The 23639-nt window shown below is 59.1% G+C and carries 24 protein-coding genes; 9 read left to right on the forward strand and 15 right to left on the reverse strand.

Going from position 1 to position 23639, the window contains the following annotated elements; all coding sequences use genetic code 11:
- Nucleotides 1-22 precede the first annotated feature (22 nt).
- Nucleotides 23-331: an antibiotic biosynthesis monooxygenase family protein gene (locus tag QN370_RS09030; protein WP_416347704.1), complete on the forward strand. Its 309-nt coding sequence runs from the start codon at nt 23-25 to the stop codon at nt 329-331.
- 17 nt (nt 332-348) lie between these two features.
- Here QN370_RS09030 and QN370_RS09035 read toward each other — a convergent pair whose 3' ends face one another.
- The 3 genes from QN370_RS09035 to htpG all read right to left on the reverse strand — a co-directional run bounded on the left by QN370_RS09035 (nt 349) and on the right by htpG (nt 3057).
- Nucleotides 349-639 (reverse strand): type II toxin-antitoxin system RelE/ParE family toxin, encoded by a 291-nt coding sequence (locus QN370_RS09035; RefSeq protein WP_322128354.1) that lies wholly within the window; start codon nt 637-639, stop codon nt 349-351.
- Nucleotides 636-920 (reverse strand): antitoxin of toxin-antitoxin stability system, encoded by a 285-nt coding sequence (locus QN370_RS09040; protein WP_322128353.1) that lies wholly within the window; start codon nt 918-920, stop codon nt 636-638. The genes QN370_RS09035 and QN370_RS09040 overlap by 4 nt, the downstream gene beginning before the upstream one ends.
- Before the next feature lie 223 nt (nt 921-1143).
- Complete coding sequence (gene htpG / locus QN370_RS09045; protein WP_322128352.1) at nt 1144-3057, reverse strand: molecular chaperone HtpG; 1914 nt, start codon at nt 3055-3057, stop codon at nt 1144-1146.
- Nucleotides 3058-3303: 246 nt separating this feature from the next.
- On the opposite strand from htpG, the gene QN370_RS09050 reads away from it, so the two are divergent.
- Both QN370_RS09050 and QN370_RS09055 read left to right on the forward strand, forming a co-directional pair.
- The gene (locus tag QN370_RS09050) at nt 3304-3639 is read left to right on the forward strand and encodes a BrnA antitoxin family protein (protein WP_322128351.1); all 336 of its coding nucleotides are present in this window, start codon (nt 3304-3306) and stop codon (nt 3637-3639) included.
- Nucleotides 3640-3976: 337 nt separating this feature from the next.
- Nucleotides 3977-5044 carry an SDR family oxidoreductase gene (locus tag QN370_RS09055; RefSeq protein ID WP_322128350.1) on the forward strand — a complete coding sequence of 356 codons (1068 nt, stop codon included), beginning with the start codon at nt 3977-3979 and terminating at the stop codon, nt 5042-5044.
- 25 nt (nt 5045-5069) lie between these two features.
- Here QN370_RS09055 and QN370_RS09060 read toward each other — a convergent pair whose 3' ends face one another.
- Complete coding sequence (locus QN370_RS09060) at nt 5070-6059, reverse strand: Gfo/Idh/MocA family oxidoreductase (protein WP_322128349.1); 990 nt, start codon at nt 6057-6059, stop codon at nt 5070-5072.
- A gap of 213 nt (nt 6060-6272) precedes the next feature.
- Here QN370_RS09060 and QN370_RS09065 point away from each other — a divergent pair, with 213 nt between their 5' ends.
- Nucleotides 6273-6533, forward strand: a complete 261-nt coding sequence (locus QN370_RS09065; protein ID WP_322128348.1) for a helix-turn-helix transcriptional regulator — start codon at nt 6273-6275, stop codon at nt 6531-6533.
- A complete protein-coding gene (locus QN370_RS09070) occupies nt 6530-7810 on the forward strand; it encodes a type II toxin-antitoxin system HipA family toxin (RefSeq protein ID WP_322128347.1) in 1281 nt (426 codons plus the stop codon). The genes QN370_RS09065 and QN370_RS09070 overlap by 4 nt, the downstream gene beginning before the upstream one ends.
- An 18-nt stretch (nt 7811-7828) precedes the next feature.
- Here the strand turns inward: QN370_RS09070 and QN370_RS09075 are convergent, their stop codons facing one another.
- The 3 genes from QN370_RS09075 to QN370_RS09085 form a co-directional block, all read right to left on the reverse strand.
- Nucleotides 7829-8029, reverse strand: a complete 201-nt coding sequence (locus tag QN370_RS09075; RefSeq protein WP_322128346.1) for a hypothetical protein — start codon at nt 8027-8029, stop codon at nt 7829-7831.
- Between the two features lie 130 nt (nt 8030-8159).
- The gene (locus QN370_RS09080) at nt 8160-8582 is read right to left on the reverse strand and encodes a hypothetical protein (RefSeq protein WP_322128345.1); all 423 of its coding nucleotides are present in this window, start codon (nt 8580-8582) and stop codon (nt 8160-8162) included.
- A complete protein-coding gene (locus QN370_RS09085) occupies nt 8579-10003 on the reverse strand; it encodes a PLP-dependent aminotransferase family protein (RefSeq protein ID WP_322128344.1) in 1425 nt (474 codons plus the stop codon). Before QN370_RS09085 ends, QN370_RS09080 begins: the two co-directional genes overlap by 4 nt.
- A gap of 99 nt (nt 10004-10102) precedes the next feature.
- Here QN370_RS09085 and QN370_RS09090 point away from each other — a divergent pair, with 99 nt between their 5' ends.
- The 4 genes from QN370_RS09090 (at nt 10103) to QN370_RS09105 (ending at nt 13475) form a co-directional block, all read left to right on the forward strand.
- Nucleotides 10103-10705, forward strand: a complete 603-nt coding sequence (locus tag QN370_RS09090) for a LysE family translocator (RefSeq protein WP_322128343.1) — start codon at nt 10103-10105, stop codon at nt 10703-10705.
- A gap of 91 nt (nt 10706-10796) precedes the next feature.
- Nucleotides 10797-11261, forward strand: a complete 465-nt coding sequence (locus QN370_RS09095) for a RidA family protein (RefSeq protein WP_322128342.1) — start codon at nt 10797-10799, stop codon at nt 11259-11261.
- Between the two features lie 109 nt (nt 11262-11370).
- On the forward strand, nt 11371-12564 hold the full coding sequence (locus tag QN370_RS09100; protein ID WP_322128341.1) for a PLP-dependent aminotransferase family protein: 1194 nt from the start codon (nt 11371-11373) through the stop codon (nt 12562-12564).
- The gene (locus tag QN370_RS09105; protein ID WP_416172163.1) at nt 12558-13475 is read left to right on the forward strand and encodes a delta(1)-pyrroline-2-carboxylate reductase family protein; all 918 of its coding nucleotides are present in this window, start codon (nt 12558-12560) and stop codon (nt 13473-13475) included. The genes QN370_RS09100 and QN370_RS09105 overlap by 7 nt, the downstream gene beginning before the upstream one ends.
- 48 nt (nt 13476-13523) lie before the next feature.
- Here QN370_RS09105 and QN370_RS09110 read toward each other — a convergent pair whose 3' ends face one another.
- The 8 genes from QN370_RS09110 to QN370_RS09145 form a co-directional block, all read right to left on the reverse strand.
- A complete protein-coding gene (locus QN370_RS09110) occupies nt 13524-13994 on the reverse strand; it encodes an RES family NAD+ phosphorylase (protein ID WP_322128340.1) in 471 nt (156 codons plus the stop codon).
- Nucleotides 13991-14533 (reverse strand): MbcA/ParS/Xre antitoxin family protein, encoded by a 543-nt coding sequence (locus QN370_RS09115; RefSeq protein WP_322128339.1) that lies wholly within the window; start codon nt 14531-14533, stop codon nt 13991-13993. The genes QN370_RS09110 and QN370_RS09115 overlap by 4 nt, the downstream gene beginning before the upstream one ends.
- 157 nt (nt 14534-14690) lie before the next feature.
- Nucleotides 14691-15881: a nicotinate phosphoribosyltransferase gene (pncB, locus tag QN370_RS09120; protein ID WP_322128338.1), complete on the reverse strand. Its 1191-nt coding sequence runs from the start codon at nt 15879-15881 to the stop codon at nt 14691-14693.
- A gap of 9 nt (nt 15882-15890) precedes the next feature.
- Nucleotides 15891-16979 (reverse strand): MBL fold metallo-hydrolase, encoded by a 1089-nt coding sequence (locus QN370_RS09125; protein WP_322128337.1) that lies wholly within the window; start codon nt 16977-16979, stop codon nt 15891-15893.
- A complete protein-coding gene (gene parC, locus QN370_RS09130) occupies nt 16979-19297 on the reverse strand; it encodes a DNA topoisomerase IV subunit A (protein WP_322128336.1) in 2319 nt (772 codons plus the stop codon). Before parC ends, QN370_RS09125 begins: the two co-directional genes overlap by 1 nt.
- Nucleotides 19298-19311: 14 nt before the next feature.
- On the reverse strand, nt 19312-20103 hold the full coding sequence (locus QN370_RS09135; RefSeq protein ID WP_322128335.1) for a lytic transglycosylase domain-containing protein: 792 nt from the start codon (nt 20101-20103) through the stop codon (nt 19312-19314).
- The gene (locus QN370_RS09140; RefSeq protein ID WP_322128334.1) at nt 20081-22069 is read right to left on the reverse strand and encodes a DNA topoisomerase IV subunit B; all 1989 of its coding nucleotides are present in this window, start codon (nt 22067-22069) and stop codon (nt 20081-20083) included. The genes QN370_RS09135 and QN370_RS09140 overlap by 23 nt, the downstream gene beginning before the upstream one ends.
- A gap of 407 nt (nt 22070-22476) precedes the next feature.
- On the reverse strand, nt 22477-23559 hold the full coding sequence (locus QN370_RS09145; protein WP_416172162.1) for a PDDEXK nuclease domain-containing protein: 1083 nt from the start codon (nt 23557-23559) through the stop codon (nt 22477-22479).
- Nucleotides 23560-23639: the final 80 nt, after the last annotated feature.

A 23639-nucleotide genomic window follows, 5' to 3' on the forward strand; every position in this document is an offset into this window, starting at 1 on the left:
TTCGACAGCAACCCGCTGCGCTCTGATTTATACGACATCACGAAACGGCGCAATCACGCCTCTGAGTGAGCGCTTACCTGCCTACAGCGACATGGCCGAAGCGATGTTGGCGCTTGCTGCGCAGCAACCGGGGTTTCTCGGGGTTGAATCTGCCCGCGAATCAGGTCGTGAAGCGGTCGGGATCACGGTGTCGTATTGGGATGGACTGGAGGCGATCGCCGCGTGGAAGAAGAATGCTGCGCATTTGGTGGCGCAGCAGCGTGGTCGGGAGAATTGGTATGCGGCGTATCGGGTGCGGATTTGCCGGGTGGAGCGGGAGTATGGTGTGTGATGGTTGATGCAGGAAGATTACCTTTTCCGGTTGACCGGTGGCCACTGTTTTGACGTGCTCACCAATGCAAGTATCCAAACGGTATCACCTTCAATTTCGTAAACCAGACGATAGCTTTCGTGCGGAATCCACTCACGCGTACCGGGAATTTGTCCGATACGACCAATCTGCGGAAAGTCAGTCAGGTTATGCGCGGCGTCGCTGAACAGGGCATCCATGGTCACTGCAGCCGGTTCGTTGTCCTGGGCAATACACTCGAAGATATCCTCGCGATCTTGTTCCGCTTCGGGTGTCCAGCGGAGTTTCATTCCTCGTTTTCTCTGGTCAATTCAGCACGCCGCGCCGCAAATCGTGCTTCGACTATTTCATTTGTGTTGCCAGATCCAGCCTGTACCGATAGCCGCGCTGTCGCTACTTTGTCGCGTAAAAATTCGTTGTAGTCACGTGCTTCGCGCTGGTTCTGGACGAACCCGCGCATCATGTCTCGAACGATCTGTGAGGCTGGGCGATGCGACGCTTGCGCTTCGGCCATGAAGGCAGCGCGCAACTCCGCTTCAAGTTTCATTGTAAAAACAGCTTCTTTAGACATGGCAGTGTCTTTGCGGTAGTGGGTATAGGCGAAGTATATACGACGTAATTACCCATCGGTGGTGTTGCCGGTACCGCACGTTTTCAGGTGTGCGATAGAGCTCATCCACAGAATCGCTAACCGTGGTCTGCAGCCACACAAAAAAAAGCGCAACCACCCGAGGATGATTGCGCCATTGGTCAGCCCGACCGGGTTTTACCGGCCATCAGCCTTGCTTGCCTGCTTACCGGCTAGCCATTCCCAGCAACAGTTCATTCAACCGCTTCACGAACGCAGCCGGATCGGCCAGCGCGCCGCCTTCGGCCAGCATGGCCTGATCAAACAGGATGTTGGACCAGTCATCGAACTTGGCTTCTTCGTATTTCAGGCGTTGCACCAGCGGATGATCCGGGTTGATTTCGAGGATGGGTTTTGAATCCGGCGCGCTCTGACCCGCAGCTTTCAGCATGCGCATCAGGTTGCCCGACAGTTCATTCTCGTCGGCTACCAGACAAGCTGGCGAGTCGGTCAGACGGAAGGTGACCCGCACATCCTTGGCCTTGTCGGCCAGCGCGGTTTTCATTTTCGCGACCAGGTCGTGGTACTGCACTTCGGTTTCTTCGTGCTGCTTTTTTTCGGCTTCGTCTTCAAGCTTGCCCAGATCAAGGCCACCCTTGGCGACCGAGGTCAGTTCCTTGCCGTCGAATTCGGTCAGGAACGACAGCATCCATTCATCGACGCGATCCGTCATCAGCAAGACTTCGACACCTTTCTTGCGGAAGATTTCGAGGTGCGGGCTGTTTTTTGCTGCAGTGAAGGTTTCGCCGGTGGCGTAATAAATCTTGTCCTGGCCTTCTTTCATGCGGCCGAGGTAATCGGCGAACGAGGTGGTTTGCGCACTGTCGTCGTTGTGCGTCGACGCGAAACGCAGCAGCTTGGCGAGGCGATCCTTGTTGGTCGCATCTTCGCCGATGCCTTCTTTCAGGACCTGGCCGAACTCGTTCCAGAACGTGACGTACTTGTCTTTTTCGGTTTGCTCGTCATTGTTGGCCAGTTCTTCCAGCATCGACAGCACGCGCTTGGTCGACCCTTCGCGGATCACCTTGACGTCGCGCGACTCTTGCAACAGCTCGCGCGAGACGTTCAGTGGCAAGTCGTTCGAATCAATCACGCCCTTGGTGAAGCGCAGGTACACCGGCATCAGTTGCTCGGCATCGTCCATGATGAACACGCGCTTGACGTACAGCTTGATGCCGCCGCGCTTGTTGCGATCCCACAGGTCGAATGGTGCGCGGGCCGGAATGTAGAGCAGTTGCGTGTACTCGCTACGACCTTCAACGCGGTTGTGCGTGTAGGTCAGCGGCGCTTCGTAGTCATGCGAGACATGCTTGTAGAACTCGACATACTGCTCCGGCGTGATCTCGTTGCGGTTGCGTGCCCACAATGCGCTGGCCTGGTTGATGGTTTCGAGTTCGGTGGTGACGACCGATTCTTTTTTCTCTTCGTCCCATTCCTCTTTCTGCATCTGGATTGGCAGCGAGATGTGGTCCGAGTATTTGCGGATGATCGATTTCAGCTTCCAGTCCGACAGGTATTCATCCTGGTCGGCACGCAGATGCAGCGTGATCGTGGTGCCGCGCTGCGGCTTGTCGATGGCTTCGACGGTGAAGTCACCGGCACCTTCGGATTCCCAGCGCACGCCGTCCGTGGCAGGCAAGCCGGCACGGCGGGTATCGACCGTGATGCGATCGGCGACGATGAAGCCGGAGTAAAAGCCGACACCAAACTGGCCGATCAATGCAGCGTCTTTTTGCTGGTCGCCGGACAGCTGTGAAAAGAAATCCTTGGTGCCGGATTTGGCAATGGTGCCGAGATGCGCGATGGCTTCATCGCGGCTCATGCCGATGCCGTTGTCGGCGATGGTGATCGTGCGTGCCGTCTTGTCGAAGCCGACCGTGATCTTCAGTTCGGTATCGTCTTCATACAGCGCCGCATTATTGATACCTTCAAAGCGCAGCTTGTCGGCCGCATCGGACGCATTCGAGATCAGCTCGCGCAAGAAAATTTCCTTGTTCGAGTACAGCGAGTGAATCATCAGCTGCAGCAGTTGCGTGACTTCGGTCTGGAAACCAAGGGTTTGCTTTTCGGTTGTGGTCATTGTGGCCTCGGGAATGGAAATGGATGTTGGTTGCTGCTGACGGTGAACGTGGGGGTGGTGCGGGTGAATTCAAGGCGGCAAGGGTTGGCGGTGACGATGTTGGTGAATTTTTACCAGGTATTTAGCGGTTTTCGTTTTGCTGATCGCCGCCTAATCAGGCAACAACGGTGGTGGATTGCCTGCAACCCGAGATACCATCACCGAATCTGGTTTGTATTCAAACGTCCAAGTTAGTAATATTTAAGAATGATTGATCTTGCAAAAATTTCAGGGTTCGACTGGGACCGAGCTAATGCTCGCAAAAACGAGAAGCATGATGTGTCCTCAGCCGAGTCGGAGCCGGTATTTTCTAGCGAGGCCGAAGAACGGAAGTTCTGGGAAACCCATGACTCGTCCGACTATGTTGATTGGACCAAAGCGCGCAAAATCGTTTTGCAAAATTTGAAGCCAACGACGAAGACGATCTCGTTGCGCTTGCCACAGCACCTGCTTGATTCGATCAAGGTGGCGGCTAACGCACGCGACGTTCCCTACCAGTCGTTGATCAAGGTATGGTTGCAAGAGAAATTACACGGTCTTTAAAAAATGGGACATCAAACAGCAGGGCAGCGCATGCCGGTCCAATCAGTCGACTGGATCGGTACCGGCCTTGACGTTGTCACAGTCTCAACTCAATAACCCTTCTCTTCCCTTCATCACCAGCACATCAATCACCGGCCTGAGTTTCGGCAGTAAATGCCTTGTCTGCGGCCATACCGCATATATCTCGCTTTCGCAGGTCGATGCGGTGCGCCGCCCTTGCGGTCCATCGCGAAGTACGCGGCGTCTAATAAGTAGAGATAAGTAGAGATTCAAAGGTGATTTACTGTCTAGCAATTCGACAGTAGGCTTGTCTAATTGAAAACTTTGGAGGTTCACCATGCAAAAAACAGCATTGGTAGTAGGCGCAACTGGCATCGGTGGCAGCAACCTGGCTGCCGAACTGATCAAGCAGGGCTGGACGGTTTATGGCCTGGCACGCAATCCGCGCGATGATATTCCCGGCTTGCGCCCTGTCGCTGTCGACTTGCTCGACCAGGCGGCGTTACAAACGGCACTGGCTGACATCGCCCCGACCAACGTCTTTCTCACGACATGGATGCGGCAGGAAAATGAAGCGGCCAATATCCGTGTCAACGGTGCACTCGTGCGTCATGTACTGGCCGCGCTGGCACCGAAAAAATCGGTGCGTCACGTGTCGCTGGTCACTGGTCTGAAACACTATCTGGGGCCGTTCGATTCCTATGCCAGCGGAGCCACGTTGCCGCAGACGCCGCTGCGCGAAGACCAGCCGCGCTTGCCGGTCGAGAATTTTTATTACGAGCAGGAAGACGAGCTGTTCAAGGCCGCCGAGCGCGACGGCTTCAGCTGGAACGTGCATCGGCCACATACCGTGATCGGCAAGGCCGTCGGGAATGCGATGAACATGGGCACCACGCTCGCGGTCTACGCATCGATCTGCAAGGAAACCGGTCGGCCGTTCCAATGGCCCGGTTCGCAGGCGCAGTGGGAAGGAATCTCTGACGTGACGGATGCCCGTCAATTGGCACGACAGCTAGTGTGGGCGGCCGATGCCGAGGCGGCGCACAACACCGCATTCAACACCGCCAATGGCGATGTGTTCCGCTGGCAGTGGCTATGGGGCCAGTTGGCGACATGGTTTGGTGTCGAGGCAGCCGGATTTGATGGCACGGTTCGTCCGCTCGAGCAGGCGATGTCGGGCGACCACGCCGTGTGGCGCGAGATCGCGCAACGGCACGGCCTGGTCGAGCCCGACCTGAACCGGCTGGCATCGGCATGGCATTCCGACCTTGACCTGGGGCGGCCGATTGAAGTCATGACCGACATGACCCGCAGCCGCAAGCTGGGTTTCACCGCTTATCAATCGACCGAAGAATCGTTTACCGATTTGTTCGCCCAGCTTCGTGCGGAGCGGTTGATTCCCTGAGCGGCGGTTGCCACAGTAGCCTGCGTTACTGGTTATCAGCCGGATAGCGCAGGCCGATCTGGCTGCGCATCTGGTCCAGGCTGTCGAGCAATGCGACGGTCTGGTCCAGCGGCATGACCGGACTCTCCTGCAGTCCCGCCCGCAGGCAACGGCCCACTTCAAGGATTTCGTGCGCATAACCGTTGCCTGTCAGAGGCATCGTCAAAGTCTGTACGTCCCCATCCCGCAATGCAATCGTAATCTGTCTGGCTTGAGAAAACGGCTGCGCGACACGCACCGAACCCAGCGGCCCGGAAATCACCAGCTCACGCGGCGTGGTCACCCGGAACGAACAAAAGCACGACGACAATCCTCCTTCTGCATGACGCAACGTGAACGCCGTCTGTTCATCGACCCCGGTCGCGCCGAGTTCGGCGATCGCGTGCGCCGATGCCACCGGCCCGAGAAAAAACGCGGCCATCGAGAGCGGATAAATCCCTAGGTCCAGCAACGCGCCACCACCCAGCGCCGGATCGAGCAAACGGTGCTTGGGCCCCACTTCGGCGTAATAACCGAAATCAGCCTGCACATGCTGCGCGCGGCCGATGACGCCGGAATCGACCAGCCGTTTGGCCTCGACGATGCCCGGCAGGAATCGGCTCCACATCGCTTCCATCAGAAACAACTGCTGCTCACGCGCCAGCGCGACGACGCTGCGTGCTTGCCCTGCATGCATCGTGAACGGTTTTTCGCACAGCACCGGTTTGCCGGCCTGCAGGCACAGGCGCACATTGTCGGCATGCAGCGGATGCGGCGTGGCGATGTAGATCACATCAATGTCGGGATCAGCAGCCAGAGCGGCGTAGCTGCCGTGGCAAGTCGGTACGGCGAAGTCGCGGCCGAATGCCAGTGCGGTTGCCTGCTGGCGCGAGGCCACGGCCTGCAAATGCGCATCGGGCACATGGTGCAGGGCGTCGGCAAACTGGCGGGCAATGATGCCGGTGCCGAGGATGCCCCAGCGGATCGGATGGTTCATGGAGTGCTCCGGTGAGGGGAAAGAACGAGAGGCAAGTTGCCCATGACTGCATCGGGTGTTCCCCGGCACGAGACAAGAGACTGCAGCATAGTCTTTAGCGCAGCGCCGTGGCGATCAACGTCATTACCGATCGGGATAAAACGTGTGCGTCAGCCGCCAATTGCGCTATTCTTTACCGAACGGTAAAACTTCACTCCCAAAGACACGCTCGTCATGAAAAATAGCCCGAACGGTAAAAAACTCACTATGCATCCCGTCATCACATCGGTTCCGGAACTCGGTTCGCTGGTGCGCCAGGCGCGCAAGGAACAGGGCCTGACCCAAGCCGACATGGCGGGTCTGGCCAATACCGGCACGCGTTTCCTGGTCGACCTCGAAAACGGCAAGCCGACCATCCAGCTGCAAAAAACACTGGATGTGATGGCATTGCTTGGCTTGGAACTGGTGGTGGCGAAGAAGGGAGCGCCACGATGAAGACCACTGGTAACGACGAGTCCCTTGCCGTGTTCATGGAGTCAGCGTTGATCGGTACGCTGTATGACGACCAGCCGCTGGCGTTCGAATACGCTGCGGCGTGGCTGAGTCAGCCTGCGGCTCTGGCGCTGACGCCAGACATCCCTTTGCAAGCTGGCAAAATCAGTACCTCCTTTGTCCATGCTTTTTTCGAGAACCTGTTGCCGGAAGGTGAACAGCGCACGCTGATCAGTCTGCGTTACCACGTATCGACGGTCTATGGATTACTGGCGATCATCGGGGGTGATACCGCCGGCAGCACGGTGTTATTGCCAGCCGGTCAGCGACCGCAGCCCGCGTCTTATCAGCGTAGCAGCTGGGAGGCAATCAACGCGCTGCTGCACGGTAGTGATAGCGCCGCCGACGAGAGTGGCGAATTGGCCGCCGGAAGCGAATCCGGACCGCGGCTATCGATCTCCGGGGCGCAGTTCAAGTTGCTCGTTTCAATCGATCGTGACGGCAATCCGCACCTCCCGCTGGGTAACTCACCTTCGACCCATATCCTGAAACCGGACATGGTGCGACCCGGTATCAAGCTGTTCGCGTCAGCCGCCAATGAAACCATCGTCATGCGCGCAGCCCATTTGTGCGGTCTGCCCACGGCTGCAGTGAGCTACCGCCGTGAGGTCAAGGCTTGCCTGGTGGAGCGCTATGACCGCTACTGCGATTCCGCCGGCGTCTTGCGACGGCACTGGCAAGCCGACTTTTGCCAGTTGTCCGGCAATGCGTCGGACGTCAAATACGAGGTGGACGGCGGGCCGACATTTGCGCAATGTTTTGCGCTCTTGCGAATGCATTCGGTCGTGCCTGCAATCGATCAGCGCAACTTGCTGCGCTGGCTATTCTTCAATTTGTACGTAGGGAACAACGATAGCCACGCAAAGAACCTGTCGATCCTGGCCACGCCAGAGGGTCTGCGCCTCGCACCGTTTTACGATTTGATGTGCACGCGAGTCTATACAGGTCTGAGCAGGCAGTTTGCCTTCCAGATTGGCGGGGAGAGCCTGCCCGGGAAAATCGGTGCTCCACAAATTCAGTTGCTGGCGCAAGCGCTGGGCGTCACGCCGAAATATTTACGCTCGATTGCGGGCGACATGGCCGGGAAGGTGGAAGCAGCTATCGGACTGGCAGCCAATGAAATTGGTCTTGACCTCAGCCCGTCCGAACTAGTCATGGCCGAGCGGCTGCAGGTGAAGATTGCCGGGATCGTGAAGCAGATGCGTGCAAGGATTTTGTAACGGCGCTGGTCTAGCCCATCATCCCCGCGCTGCCCCCACCTCCCGCTCCAGAAACCGCCACACCGCCGCATCCTCCATCGTTGCCACATTGATGCGCATCCGGTGTGAAGGCAACTGGCGTGGCGAGAACAGGCAACCCGGTGCAAGCAACATGCCGTCGGCCATGGCTTTTTCGGTCAGCGCATTGGTGTCGCAGCCGGCATCGGCCCAGACGAACATGCCGCTGGTGCTGCCGGATCGGCGCGGATGCCGATGCGTTTATTCCTGCGCAGGAAATCGCAATTGAGAAAAATGGCGTCCGTTCCGTAAATAGAAGCTCTGGCTTGTCATCCACTACGCCTGGTCCTGCTTACGGAAGTAATGCATGCAGGCTGTTCACCATCGCCTGTGTCCTTGCTGCGGGCAAGCGCGGCATTGGAAGATGGGCTTGCGACATCAATAAAAATAAATCTTCGTCGCTGTCGATACCGAGTGCGGCCATGGTGTTCGTGTCGTTGACGTGTCCCAATGAAAAATCCAGCAGCGCTTTGAAGTTCTGATTTTCGGCCGCTTCCGCAGCTTCATAGGTTTCGACGAAATGTCGCAGTTCGGCGTTCAGCAGGGCATTGACCGAGGTGTCGGATTTAGCGGCAATGATTTTGGCGCGTCTTAGCAATTCCTTGTCGACTGCGCCGGTAAAGTTGACTGTTCCTGCCATCGCGATCCCCTTAACATTAAACCTGAATAAGTATGGCACGGTTGTTCTTGCTTGAAACTGATCTTCCGCAATCATTCCCGCGCCGCCCCCACCTCCCGCTCCAGAAACCGCCACACCGCCGCATCCTCCATCGCCGCCACATTGATCCGCATTCGCTGCGACGGCAACTGGCGTGGCGAGAACAGGCAACCCGGTGCAAGCAACATGCCGTCGGCCATGGCTTTTTCGGTCAGCGCATTGGTGTCGCAGCCGGCATCGGCCCAGACGAACATGCCGCTGGTGCTGCCGGTATCAACGCGAATACCGATGCTGTCGAGTCGGCGTATGGTCTTGTCGCGCACGCTGTCGAGGCGGCTGCGCAGGCGGTCCAGGTGCTTGCGGTAGCGGCCTTCGGACAGGATCTTGTAGATCACGCGTTCGCCGATTTCGCTGGTGGTCAGCGCCGACAGGATCTTGCGGTCGGCCAGCTGGATCGCCAGTTCGGGCGAGGTCGCAATGAAGCCGACGCGCAGGTTGGCCGCCAGCGTCTTGGAAAATCCACCGAGGTAAATCACGCGCTGCAACTGGTCCAGCGCGGCGATGCGGGTGGCACCGCCCGGATGCATGTCGCAGTAGATGTCATCCTCGATGATCATGAAGTCATGCTGTTCGGCCAGCTTCAAAATCTGGAACGCCTTGGCGGCCGACAGCGAGGTCGAGCTGGGGTTATGGAGTACCGAATTAATCACGTACAGACGCGGCTTGTGCAGCGCGGCCATCTCTGCCAGTCGCGCGATATCGGGACCATCGGCCAGACGCGGGATGCCGATCACCTTGGCCCCGAGCAGCGAGAACGAACCGAACATCAGGAACCAGGCCGGGTCATCGACAAAGATCGTGTCACCCGGTTGCAAAAAATGCCGCGCTACCAGATCGAGCCCCTGCGTCACACCGCTGGTGGTGATGAACTGTTCGGGCGTGGAGGCAATGTCGAGTTCAGCCAGCTTCAGTTGCAGTTGCTGGCGCAGTGGCAAAAATCCCTGCGGCACCCCGTACTGCAGCAGCAGATTCTGGTTGCTGCGACCGACCGAGCGCAACGCACTGCCGATCAGGTCGGCATCGAGCCAGTCGTTGGGCAGCAAGCCGCTGCCGGGCATTTTTTGTGGTGGCAACTGGCGGAACATGTTGCGCACCAGCCAGACGACATCGAGCTTGGGCGGCATCGCAGTGGAGGTATCCGGATGCCGTCCGGCGCGGGCCATCGCATGCCGCTCGCGCACATAAAACCCCGAGCCACGACGCGATTCCAGATAGCCTTTGGCGACCAGCCTGTCATAGGCTTCCACCACCGTGAAGCGCGAGACCTCATGCAGATCGGAAAACTGCCGGATCGACGGCATCCGCGCTCCGGTGCGCAAAAGCTTGTCGTCAATGCGCAAGCCCACCGAACGGACGATTTGTTCGACCAGCGATTCGGCGCTGTCGCGCAAGAGGAGCGGGGGATTTGTACTGGCCATGACACCGTGACAGTCTACTGAAATGAATGGCTAATTGTACTGGTGCTGTACTGGTGTTGTCGATTACGATGAAGTCTCTTCCTGCTTACGGTGCTGCTTATGCCTCCTCTGTTGGTCTCGTTGCTTCCCCTTGTCGTGTTTGCCTTCGTCTCGTCGATCACGCCGGGACCGAACAACATCATGCTGACCTCATCGGGCATTCGCTTTGGTTTTATGCGCTCGATTCCGCACATGCTCGGGATTGCGTTCGGCTTCGGCGTAATGCTGGCGTTGTGCGCGATGGGCATCGGCAGCCTGATCCTGGCGGTGCCGGCGCTGCATCTCGGCCTGAAAGTGGCTGGCTCCGGTTATCTGGTCTATCTGGCCTGGCAATTGCGCCGCATCGCGTTTCGCAAGGACGAAGGCGAAGATCAGCGGCCGATGAGCTTCCTCGGTGCGGCGCTGTTTCAGTTCGCCAATCCGAAAGCCTGGGTCATGGCGATTACCGGCGTGGCGGCTTTTCTGCCGGAAGTGCAACCGGTGGCGCTGGCCATTGCGTTGTTCTGTCTGGTATTTTGTGCAGTGAATCTGCCGTGTATCGCCGTCTGGGCCGGTGCCGGTTCGGTGCTACGGCGCTATCTGGCACAGCCGAAATGGCAGCGCGTGTTTTGCGTCGTGATGGTCGTGCTGACGCTGTATGCGGCGGCGGCGATCTGGATGTGAAACCTGCTGCCGTATAGCGGCGATAATGCGGTATGAAATCTTTACTGGCCGGTGGCAGGTGCCGCCGGCAATCTTTTTTCTGGAGACCACCATGTCCGTCTACGACAAACTGAGCGCCCTCAATATCGAACTACCCGCCACCGCTGCGCCAGCCGCTGCCTATGTGATGGCGGTCCAGACCGGTAACACCGTGTTCCTGTCCGGCCATCTCGCCAAGAAAGAGGGCAAGGTCTGGGTCGGCCAGTTCGGCAAGAACATCAGCACCGAAGAAGGCAAACTGGCCGCACGCGGTATCGCCATCGACCTGCTCGCTACCTTGCAGGCAGCGTGTGGCGGCGACCTCAACCGGGTCACGCGCATCGTCAAGCTGATGAGTCTGGTCAATTCGACCGGTGACTTCACCGAGCAGCACCTGGTCACCAACGGCGCGTCGGAGCTGATCGGCGAACTGTTTGGCGAGCAGGGCAAGCATGCCCGTTCGGCCTTTGGTGTCGCGCAAATCCCGATGGGCGCGTGTGTCGAAATCGAAATGATTGCCGAGATTCGCCCGGCCTGATCGCTGCGGCTCATTGAGCGTGAATCCATCGAACGGTACCTATCCGGCGCCGTTCGTTCCGAAGGCAGCCACAAGCCAGCCTGAACCCCTTTGCTACCCCGAGACCATCATGCCCACTCCCCAATCGACCCCGATACCCTGGCAATTTTCCGAACGCGCGATGCGGATGCAAGGCTCCGTCATCCGCGAAATCCTGAAGATCGCGGTACGGCCGGAAGTCATTTCATTTGCCGGTGGCCTGCCGTCGCCGGATACGTTTCCGATCGCGCGCATGCAGGCAGCGTTCGACAAGGTCCTGTCGACCAATGGCCGGGTTGCGTTGCAATACGGACCGACCGATGGCTATTTGCCGCTGCGCGAATGGGTGGCCAATTCGCTGTCGATTCCCGGTGTGACGATTGAGCCGGAGGAGGTGCTGATGGTGTCGGGGTCGCAGCAGGCGCTCGATCTGCTGGGCAAGGTCCTCATTGACGAAGGCAGCAAGGTGCTGGTCGAGACGCCGAGTTATCTCGGTGCGCTGCAAGCTTTTTCGGTCTATGGTCCCGAGTTTGTCTCGCTGCCGACCGATGATGCCGGCTTGCTGCCGGAGGCGGTGGCGTCGGTGGCCGCTGATGCACGCCTGCTGTATGCCTTACCCAATTTTCAGAATCCGACCGGACGCACGCTGTCGCTGGAGCGTCGACTTGCGCTGGTCGATACGTGCGCCCGACTTGGCTTGCCACTGATCGAAGACGATCCGTACGGCGCACTGAGTTACCGCGCCGCACCGCTACCGAGGATGCTGACCATGCATCCCGAAGGCGTGGTCTATATGGGATCGTTCTCGAAAACGCTGACGCCCGGCATCCGGCTCGGGTATGTGGTGGCACCGAAGGTGCTGGTGCGCAAGCTGGAACTGGCCAAGCAAGCGGCCGACCTGCACACCGCGACGCTGACGCAAATGGTCGTGCATGAAGTGGTCAAGGATGGTTTTCTCGAGTCCCACATCCCGACCATCCGTGCGCTCTACGCCGAACGGTGCGCAGCAATGCTGGCGGCACTCACGGATTTTTTTCCGGCCGGTGTAACGTGGACCCAACCGGAGGGCGGCATGTTCATCTGGGTCACGCTGCCGGCACAGATCGACAGCATGCAATTGCTCGATCAGGCGATTGCGCAAAATGTCGCGTTCGTACCCGGCGCGCCGTTTTATGCCAACAACCCGGTGCGCAACACGCTGCGCCTGAGCTTCGTCACCGTCACGCCGGAACGCATCCGCGAAGGCATCGAAAAGCTCGGCAAACTGATCGCCGCACAATGCTGACCGTGCGCACGCTCAACGCCGAACAGACCGCGCAGTCGCTGCCGTATGCACGGTTGGTGCCAGCGATCGCGGTGGCTGCGCGTGAGTTGGCAGCCAGCCAGATTCGCTCGCCCGAGCGACTGGTGGTTCCGCTTGATGGCGGCGGTGTCTTGCTGTGCATGCCGGCCACCGCCAGCGATATCGGCGTGACCAAGCTGATCACCGTCCATCCGGACAATGCGCGTCACGGCTTGCCGGTCATTCAGGGCGAAGTCATCGTGTTTGAGTCGGCGACCGGACGGCGGCTGGCGCTGCTCGATGGTCCGACCGTGACCGCACGACGCACGGCCGCTGTCACGCTGCTGGGTATTCAAACGCTGCTGCCGCGACCACCGGCATCGGCGCTGCTGATCGGCACCGGTGTGCAGGCCCTGGCGCATGCCGAAGCGCTGATCGAGTTCTTCGGTGTCGGCCAATTCCGGATTGCGGCGCGTGATGTCGCCAAGGCCGAACTGTTCTGCGCGGCACTGCGCCTGCGGTATCCGCAGGTCAAGGCGATCGCGTTGTCCAGCCAGTTCGACGCGGTGCCGGTGACGGACGTCCTCATTGCCCTGACGACCTCGCGCACGCCGGTGATTCCCGCGCAACTCGATGCCGGCACACTGGCTATCGGTGTGGGTGCGTTCAAGCCGGAGATGGCTGAGTTTCCGGCGGCGCTGCTGCAGGCGCGACAGATTGTCGTCGATGATCTCGCTGGCGCGCAGCATGAAGCGGGCGACCTGATTCAGGCGCAGGTTGACTGGACGGCGGTGCGCGGATTGGCATCGGTGCTCGATGGCGGCTTGCCCGCATCGGCCTTGCTGCCGGTCTTCAAGACAGTGGGGCAGGCGGCGTGGGATCTGGCAGCGGCGCGGGTCGTGCTGGGCGGATAAGTCTGCGGCGCTTGGCATGTCACTGGCACGGGAGCAGTCGTATCGACATCAAAAAAAACGCGGATCGTAAATCCATCTCTTTGTCGTTGACGCGAGCACCTTGCCGGCATCGGCATGATCGGGATTGACCAGGAAATTATCTTCATCAGGCACGATCGCAGAAGGCACGACCAGGATTGATGCGCTGCGTCCTGCGAGCCAGTTGTCGCCAGCCCGACGGCTGCTCATTCCGGCTGGCTCGGCATCCCAGCCACCCGGCAGTGGCGCAAGCACTTCGCGCCGTTTCCACACTGCTTTCGGAACGCTCACCTTGACCAGATAACGATTGAACGGCAGCGCATTGCCACGCAAATGCGCCAGCGTTTCAAGCGCTGCCAGCGCGATCGACGAGGTGCAATACAGCGCTGCCTTGCCCGCACTGTTCCAGCGTCCGCCGCTGCGCTGCGCGCTGGCGCCGCTCAGATCATCCGCACTCCAACCCGGTGCCTCGACGGCAATGCGCCAGATCGTGACCGTCACGCGTACGCACTGGTCTGCGCCATGGCCAGAATGCCAGCCACCATGTGTTGACCTTCAATGGTATCCATGAAGGTCGATGGCGCGACGCCGCCCATGACCGGATTCGGTGTGCTGATCCACGACGCCACCCACTGTGCTGCCGAGAAGCCGGTCGGGTCGCCGGATTCCGCGACCATGGTGTCGACCTGTCCGATCAGCGATTCGATGCCGATGACGAGTGCTCCGGCATCCTTGGTCAGCATGCGTTTTTCGTCCGTCTTGTGGCGGACGCTGGAGCGCGACAGTCCCAGGTAGCCTGTCACTGTCGATTGCGGTAGCGCCATTTCTTGCGCGAGATGATGCAGCCGTGTGACCGGTACCCCGCTGCGGATTTCGGCGATTTTCTCGACGGATGACGACCTGTACGCATGACGGAAGGTCGTGGCAACGGCATACTCAGCCGCTTTCATTTCCTCGCAAGCAAGTGCTTGGGTTGCTTCACTAGTCGGATAGGGCGTGTCGGATTTCTTTGGCGAAGGCGATTTTGTGCGGGGTGCCATGGCGTCATCTTTTCAGGTTGGGTAGGACGTAAAGTCAGTCAACGAGATCAGCATGCCTGCAAATTTCAACCGGTCATTGTTCCTCGTCAAATCAACTGTTCGTTACTTGAAAAAGTGACCCAAAAAATTCCGCTGCTTGCTCGTCACCGCGACTCCTCTAGACCGCCGGATGATGAAACACCTGCCGCAAATACGCCAGAAAAGTCTCGTCGGTACACATCGTCTTGCCCGGTGAATCCGACAGCTTGGCGACCGGCTGATCATTGCAGATGATGAGCTTCATGACGATATTGAGCGGCACCAGACCGACATCGTTGGACAGATTGGTGCCGATGCCAAAGCCGGTCTGGACACGGTCGGCAAAGTGCCGGTAGAGCGCCAGTGCCAGTGGCAAGTCAAGGCCATCCGAAAACACCAGCCGCTTGGTTTGCGTATCGATCCGTAACTTGGCGTAATGGGCCAGTGCTTTTTCACCCCAGATAATCGGGTCGCCCGAATCATGGCGCAAGCCATCGAACAGCTTGGCGAAGTACAGGTCGAAGTCGGTCAGGAATGCATCCATCCCGACCACGTCGGTGAGCGCAATGCCGAGGTCGCCGCGGTATTCCTGGACCCAGTCTTCCAGCGCGACTTTCTGGAAGTCGCGCAGCCGCACGCCGAACGACTGGTACGACTGCAGGTACTCGTGCGCCATCGTGCCGATCGGTGTCAGCTTGTATTTGCGCGCCAGCCAGACATTCGAGGTGCCTTTGAAGTGTTGCGGCACGCTGGTGGCCAGCGTGCGTATGACTTCATCATGCCAGGCACCAGAAAAGCGCCGGCGCGTCCCGAAGTCGAAAAAGGCGAAAGGTTTCTTGCGTTCCGGTTCGTCGCCAAACGCGCGCAGCAGGGCGATTTTTTCCTGCAGGCGGTGGCGTCCTTCGACCAGCGCAGCGTCCTGGTCGGCGCGTCGGAAGTACAGCTCATTGACAATTGCCAGCACGAAAATTTCGAAGCCGGTGACATGCACTTGCGGACCACGCGCATGGATATACAGCGTCTCGCCATCGACCTCGACGCGGATGAACTTGCGCTGGAAACGGAACACCGTCAGAAAATCAACGAAGTCACTTTTCATGTAGCGCAGGCTGCGCAGGTAATCGAGTTCGTCGTCGGCAAAGGTCAGCACGCACAGGTGATCGAGTTCGCGTTCGACATCGGCAAGCAGTTGCGCCAGCGGATACGTGGGCGTGTTGCGACAGGTGAACGCGTACTCGCTCTGCGCATCGGGATGACGGTGCAGCAGCGCCTGCCACATCGTGAACTTGTAGAGATCGGTATCGAGCAGGCTGTGAATGATCGGTGGCATGGGCGTGACTCAGAATTTGACGGTTTCGCCGTGACGCAGTACGCCGAATTGACTGGCCGGTATCGCCGCATCCTGCAGCGCTTGAATCAACGCTTGCGGCGGTTCGTCGAGTGGCTCGTCGGTCAGCTCGAACGTGCCCCAGTGGATTCCGATCGAATGCGTCGCATGCAAGTCGCGATGGATGCGCACGGCCTCGGTCGGGTTGACGTGCTGGGGTGCCATGAACCAGCGCGGCGCGTACGCACCGATCGGCAGCAGCGCCAGATCGGTCGTCGGGAAGCGTTTGGCAATGTCGGTGAAGTCGGCCGAGTAGCCGGTGTCACCCGCAAAGAAAAACGAAAACGGCTTGGCTGCAGTGGCGTCGGTGCGCACCATCCAGCCGCCCCATAGCGTCTCGAAACGGTCGGTCAGTGTGCGTGCCGACCAGTGCTGAACCGGTACCAGATACAGCTCCAGGCCCGGCATGCTGACGTGCTGCCACCAGTCCAGTTCGCGCACGTTGCTGATGCCGGCGTCGGCCATCCATGCCTTTAATCCCAGTGGCACCAGAAACAGCGGCGGGCCACCGGCCTGCTTGTTGAGTTGCTGCACGCTGGGCCGATCCAGATGATCGTAGTGGTTGTGCGAGATCACGACCACGTCGACATGTGGCAACTGGGCGATGGTCATTGGCACGCGCACCTTGCGTTTCGGGCCGTAGAAACTGACCGGCGAGGCCCGCTCGGAAAAGATCGGGTCGGTCAGGACATTGACGCCATTGACCTGCATCAGCACCGTCGCATGACCGATCCAGGTTGCGCTGGTGACGCTACGATTTTGCGCCAGCCACGGCAGGTCCGGACTATCGACCGGGAACTGGTAATTGTTTGCCGGTGGCTTGGGCACGCCTTGCGTGATGCGCTCCCATTGCCACCTGAAGAACGAGCCGCCACTGATCGCGCCTTCCAGATAATTGTTCTGGTAGCCGTCCTTGGTGTGATGCGATGCCGCTGCATTGGTCTTCGGTGCGTCGACAGCAGGTTCGGCCACCGCGCAGCCCATGCACAGCAGTGCCATGGCCAGCGCAGTCCCGCGCCGGTATTGCATGATGCGCGGCATCAGGAAATGGCCGTCAATGTGTGCGGTTTGAGTTTCGATTCAAGCGCCTTGCCCTTGCGGGCGCGCTTGCCAATATGCGGTGCCAGACCGGTGGCCGACAGGCTGACTTCCTGTGCCTTGCCGCCGCGTCCGATGCCGGACACTACTACGCCGCGCTGGCTGACCGGTTGCGCGGCCAGCAGTTTCTCGCCGTCTTCGAGCGCCATCAGAATCATGCCGCGCCCGCCGCTCATGGTCTTGAGTTCGTCGAGGCCGAACACCAGTAGTCGGCCGTGTTCGGACAGGCAGGCCACGGCACTGGCCGACGGCGTCAGCACGCGTGGCGGCAAGGGCAAGTCACCGGCATCGAGCGTGATGAACGCTTTGCCGGCCTTGTTGCGACCGATCATGTCGGCAGCGCGGGCCACGAAGCCGTAACCGGCGCTCGACGCGAGCAGCATCGTGGTCTCGGCGCTGCCGGCAAAGTAATGCAGTACGGTGCTGCCGCTGGCCAGTTCGACCAGCGCGCTGATCGGTGCGCCGTCGCCGCGTGCGCCGGGCAGGGCGGAGACGGCGATCGAATAGATCCTGCCGTTTGAACCGAAGGCCAGCAAGGTGTCGAGCGTGCGGCATTCAAAGGTGCCGTACAGGTCATCGCCGGCCTTGAAGGTGAACTGTGCCGGATCGTGGCCGTGCGCGGTGCGGGCGCGCAGCCAGCCTTTTTGCGAGATCACCACCGTGACCGGTTCATCGACCACCTTCTGTTCGACAGTGGCTTTTTCGGCCGCTTCGATGAGCGTGCGACGCGCGTCGCCGAAGCGTTTTTCATCGGCTTCGATTTCCTTGATGATCAGCTTCTTCATCGCGCCGGGATTATTCAGCAACTCTTCCAGCGTACTTTTCTCGGTGCGCAAGCCAGCCAGTTCCTGCTGGATCTTGATCGCTTCGAGGCGGGCCAGTTGGCGCAATCGGATTTCGAGGATGTCTTCGGCCTGCCGGTCGGACAAGTTGAAGGCGCCCATCAGTGCGGGTTTCGGCTCATCCGATTCGCGGATGATGCGAATTACCTCGTCGATATTGAGCAGGATGGTTTCGCGTCCCTCGAGGATGTGGATGCGGTCCTCGACTTTTTTCAGGCGGAAATGGCTGCGCCGGGTCACGGTATCGAAGCGGAATGCAATCCACTCGCGCAGGATATCGCCCAGGCCTTTCTGGCGCGGCCGGCCATCGCCACCGATCATCACGAGGTTGATCGAGGCGCTGGTTTCCAGCGACGTTTGCGCCAGCAGCAGGTTGGTGAATTCGGTCTGGTCCTGGTTCTTCGACTTCGGCTCGAACACCAGTCGCACCGGTGCCTCGCGGCCGGATTCATCACGCACGGCGTCGAGCAGCGACAGCATCAACTGCTTCTGCGCCATCTGGTCGGACGACAGCGCTTTTTTGCCGAGCTTGATTTTCGGGTTGGTCAGTTCCTCGATTTCTTCGAGCACTTTTTGCGCCGAGGTGCCGTGCGGCAGTTCGGTGACGACCGCTTGCCACTGGCCGCGCGCCATCTCTTCGATCTTCCACAGCGCCCGCACTTTCAGCGAACCGCGCCCGCTCGCATACATCTCCGACAGCGCTGCGGCCGACGTGATGATCTGGCCGCCGCTCGGAAAATCCGGACCCGGAATGATGGCCATCAGTTCGGCGTGCGTCAGCGCCGGATTACGAATCAGCGCCACCGCAGCTTGTGCCACTTCGCGCAAATTGTGCGACGGGATTTCCGTGGCCATGCCCACCGCAATGCCGGAGGCGCCATTGAGCAGCACGAACGGCAAACGGCCCGGCAGCAGCGACGGCTCTTCGGTCGATCCATCGTAATTGGGCTGGAAGTCGACCGTCCCCAGATCGATTTCATCGAGCAGCAAACTCGAGATCGGTGTCAGGCGCGCTTCGGTGTAACGCATCGCCGCTGCGCCATCGCCATCGCGTGAACCGAAGTTGCCCTGGCCATCGATCAACGGATAGCGCAATGAAAAGCCCTGCGCCATCCGCACCAGCGCGTCGTAGACCGACTGGTCGCCATGCGGATGCAATTTGCCCAGCACATCACCGACCACCGCCGCGGATTTACGCGGTTTGGCAGCAGCGTTCAGGCCGAGCTGGTTCATTGCAAACAGGATGCGTCGTTGCACCGGCTTCTGGCCGTCGCTGACATCGGGCAGTGCGCGGCCCTTGACGACCGAGATCGCGTAGTCGAGATAGGCGCGCTCGGCGAAAGTCGCCAGCGTCAGGGTTTCGCTACCGTCCGGCGGTTCCGGCGTGTCGCCTTCAAACAGGGTGGCTTGTTCAGTCATGGATGTGGATCAAATCAATTGTCGGTGTGAGTCAGCGGGGCAGGCATGTTGCTGCGCCCGGGAATGGTCAGGTGGATGCGGCCGGTGCCGGCAGCCTCGGTGACGCCCGCCAGAGCGGAGACTTGCGGCACATAAAACTGGTAGAACTGCGTTACCAGCCGGACGTAATTGCGTGTCTCGGGATACGGCGGAATCGTGTTGCGGTACTTTTGCACTGCGCCTTCGCCGGCGTTGTAGGACGCAATCACCAGCGCTTGCTGGTCCGGGAACAGCGCGGTCAGTTCGCGCAGGTAGCGCGCGGCCAGACGCACATTGGTTTTCGGGTCAGCCAGCTTTTGCTGGATGCTATTTTTGGCATCACCGACCAGGCCGTAACGCTTGGCCGTCGCCGGCATGATCTGCATCAGGCCGATGGCACCTTTCGGTGACACGGCAGCCGGATTGAAGCCCGATTCGGCTGCCATCATGGCTTTCATCAAGGCCAGGTCGACGTCGAATTCGGCGGCAGCCGATGCCAGTACCGCTTCAAATTTTTTCAGGTTCGGGTGTTCGGTCAATACCTTGAACAATCGCGTGCGGACCGGTTCCGGTTCCACCGCCGACGGTATGCGCTGCGACGAATCGAATATGCCGTCGCCCTTGATGAACAATTGATAGCGATCGTCGAGCGCTTCGGTCGCAAGATGCGTGTCGCCTTGCGCATCGACGTAGGCATACACATCGGCACGGGCGACCGACGTTAGCAGGCAGGTCGCCAGCACGAGTGTGACTTTACACGTCAGGTTAAATATCGGCTTCAGCTTCATTGCCGTGTTCTTCGATCCAGGCACGCCGTGCGGCTGCTTCGCCTTTGCCCATCAACATGTTGAAACGCTCTTCCGAAGCGATCAGGTCGAACTCGCCAAAGGCCACCGGCAGCAAGCGTCGGGTATCGGGATTCATCGTGGTTTCCCACAACTGTTCGGCATTCATTTCACCGAGGCCCTTGAAGCGCGAGATGCTCCAGGCACCTTCCTTGACGCCATCCTTGCGCAACTTGTCTTCTATCGCTTCGAGTTCGCCGCTGTCGAGCGCGTAGATTTTTTGCGCGGGTTTCTTGCCGCGTGCCGGCGCGTCGACCCGGAACAGCGGTGGCCGCGCGATACAGATATGGCCGTGGTCGATCAGTTTCGGGAAGTGCTTGAAGAACAGCGTCAGCAGCAGGACCTGAATATGCGAGCCATCGACGTCCGCATCCGACAGGATGCAGATGCGGCCATAACGTAAATTGCTCAGGTCCGGCGTGTCGTTCTTGCCGTGCGGGTCGACCCCGATGGCGACCGCGATATCGTGGATTTCGTTGTTGGCAAAGAGCCGGTCGCGTTCGGTTTCCCAGGCGTTGAGAACCTTGCCGCGCAGTGGCAGGATGGCCTGAAATTCCTTGTCACGTCCCATCTTGGCAGAGCCGCCCGCCGAGTCACCCTCGACCAGAAAGATCTCGTTGCGCTTGATGTCATTCGATTCGCAATCGGTCAATTTGCCGGGCAAGACCGCCACGCCGGAGGATTTTTTCTTTTCGACTTTCTGGGACGAGCGCAGCCGTGATTGCGCCTGCTTGATGACCAGATCGGCGAGTTTCTTGCCGTATTCGACGTGCTCGCTGAGCCACAGTTCGAGCGATGGCCGCACGAATGTCGAGACCAGTTTGACCGCATCGCGCGAGTTCAACCGTTCCTTGATCTGACCCTGAAATTGCGGGTCGAGCACCTTGGCCGACAGCACGAACGAGACCCGGGCAAAGACATCTTCGGACAATAATTTCACGCCCTTCGGCAACAGCGAATGCATCTCCGCAAAACTTTTTACCGCGCCGAACAAGCCTTCGCGCAGGCCTGATTCATGGGTGCCGCCGGCCGAGGTCGGGATCAGATTCACGTAGGACTCACGCACCACGCTGCCTTCTTCGGTCCATGCGACAACCCACGCTGCGCCTTCGCCTTCGGCAAATCCTTCGGCATCCTTGCCGGCATATTGCTCGCCTTCAAACAGCGGGATCAGCGGGTCCGAACTGCTTGCCTGCGCCAGACATTCGACCAGATAACCGCGCAAGCCCTGCTCGTATTGCCAGGTCTGCGATTCGCCAGTCTTGCCATTGACCAGCGTGACTTTCACTCCGGGCAGCAGCACGGCTTTCGAGCGCAGCAAGCGCTGCAGTTCGGATTGCGAGATGGCAGGGGAGTCGAAGTACTTGGGGTCGGGCCAGGCGGTGACGCGGGTGCCGGATTTTTTGTCCTCGCGCGCAATCGGACGGGTGCTGATGGGTTCGATCAGATCACCATTGGCAAAGGCCAGGCTGTGCACACCGCCTTCGCGCCAGACGGTGATTTCGAGGCGGGTCGACAACGCATTCGTGACCGATACGCCGACGCCGTGCAAGCCGCCGGAAAACGCGTACGCGCCGCCGCTGCCTTTGTCGAACTTGCCGCCGGAGTGCAAGCGCGTGAAGACGATCTCGACAGTGGGCACGCCTTCTTCGGGATGGATGCCGACCGGAATGCCGCGTCCATCGTCATCGACGGTAACGCTGCCATCGACGTTTTGCGTGACGGTGATGTGCTTGCAATAACCGCCGAGTGCTTCATCGGAGGCATTGTCGATCACTTCCTGGATGATGTGCAGCGGGTTCTCGGTACGGGTGTACATGCCGGGACGCTGCTTGACCGGTTCGAGTCCTTTCAGGACCCGGATCGATGATTCGCTGTAATCAGAGGGGGCAGTTTTCTTTGTGGCCATTCAGGTTGGTGCTCTAGTGACTTTGTTGCTGGTGAGTGGGACTGTTTGTGCAGTGCATTCTAATGGGGTTTGTGGAGGTAGGGGTTTTGGTGCGGGGAAAATAGTTGAGGCGGTGCTACGGTAAGTGGTGCATTCGGTGCAATGCCATTGGTTATTGCACCCACCGCGAGAGGTCGTGGATATTTTCGTGATGAGGCAGCCGGCTTCACCAAAATCGTAGGGTGCAATAACCGCAGGGCATTGCACCGGTTGAGTTTGCGGTATTGGCGATGATCGACTGTGCACTCGGTGCAATGCCCTTTGGTTATTGCACCCTACGCACTGCATCGCTGGCAAAGGTAGGGCTACGTACGCCGTTTGATTGACAAGGCAGCGCTCATGGGATGATGTGGTACCGGATACCGGTATCAATCGCGTCGGTTGATATGTTGTCGGGCACGAGCCGTCGCGAGTTGCAGGCGTTTGGCCAGTACGGAGCGCGGCGGTAATTCGGTCAGATATTCGGCAACATGAATGCCGGATTTATCGAGTTCCAGCAATTCGATCTGCTCAGTTTTTTTGCCTGTGCAAAGGATGATGCCAAGCGGTGGCAGTTCATCGGTTTCGCGCGCGAACTTGTCCAGCCAGCGCAGATAGAGTTCCATCTGCCCTTTGTAGGCTGCCTTGAAATCACCAATTTTCAGTTCGATGGCGACCAGGCGTCGCAGTTTGCGGTTGTAGAAGAGCAGATCGAGGTAAAAGTCGTCACCATCGATCTGAATGCGTTTTTGGCGCGCGACAAAGCTGAGTCCGGCACCGAGTTCGAGCAAGAAATTTTCCATCTCGCGTACGATTGCGCCTTCCAGATCGCTTTCTTGATGGGTTCCCTGCAGCCCCAGAAAATCGAGTACATACGGGTCGCGCATCAGCAAGTCTGGCGTCAGTCGCTCTGTATCGTGCAAAATCGCGAGTTCACGAGCAATCAAGGCATCCGGTTTTTGTGACAACGCCGTGCGCTCGAACAGCATTGAATCAATACGCTCACGCAGGGTGCGGACGCTCCAGCGTTCGATGCGACACATCTCTGCATAGTAGTCGCGTTGCAAAGGTAGCTTCAACGGGATCAACAGGACGAAATGGCTCCATCCCAATTGTCGCGACAGTGTCGCGACAATTCGTTCGTCCGGGAACAGCTCGGCGAATTGCACCATACGCCGCAGATTTTTCTCGGCAAAACCTTTGCCATATTCCGTGGACAGTTGCTGCGCCAGCAAGGAGATGGTTTCTTTGCCATAGCTCGCGCGTTGTCCACCCATTACCTGAGTTTGTATGCGATGACCGATATGCCAGTACAGCAGTGTGATTTCACTGTTGACCGTGAAGACGGTACGTTCACGGGTTGTTTCGATCAACTGGCGGATATCACTTAATAATGGTGAGGGATGCGTCAAGGGCCCCGGTAGCGAGCTTAATGGGTTGTCGGTCGGACGACTGATTTTTTTTATTGCCATGAAGGTCGCGGAAGTGAAGGCGCAAAGTCGTGCCGATACTGGCAGAGCCCAGTGAATCACTTGCAGTGTGCCTGCTGTAC

Origin of the sequence: Actimicrobium sp. CCI2.3 (assembly GCF_035019065.1) — a bacterium.
In the GTDB taxonomy this organism is placed as follows: domain Bacteria; phylum Pseudomonadota; class Gammaproteobacteria; order Burkholderiales; family Burkholderiaceae_D; genus Actimicrobium.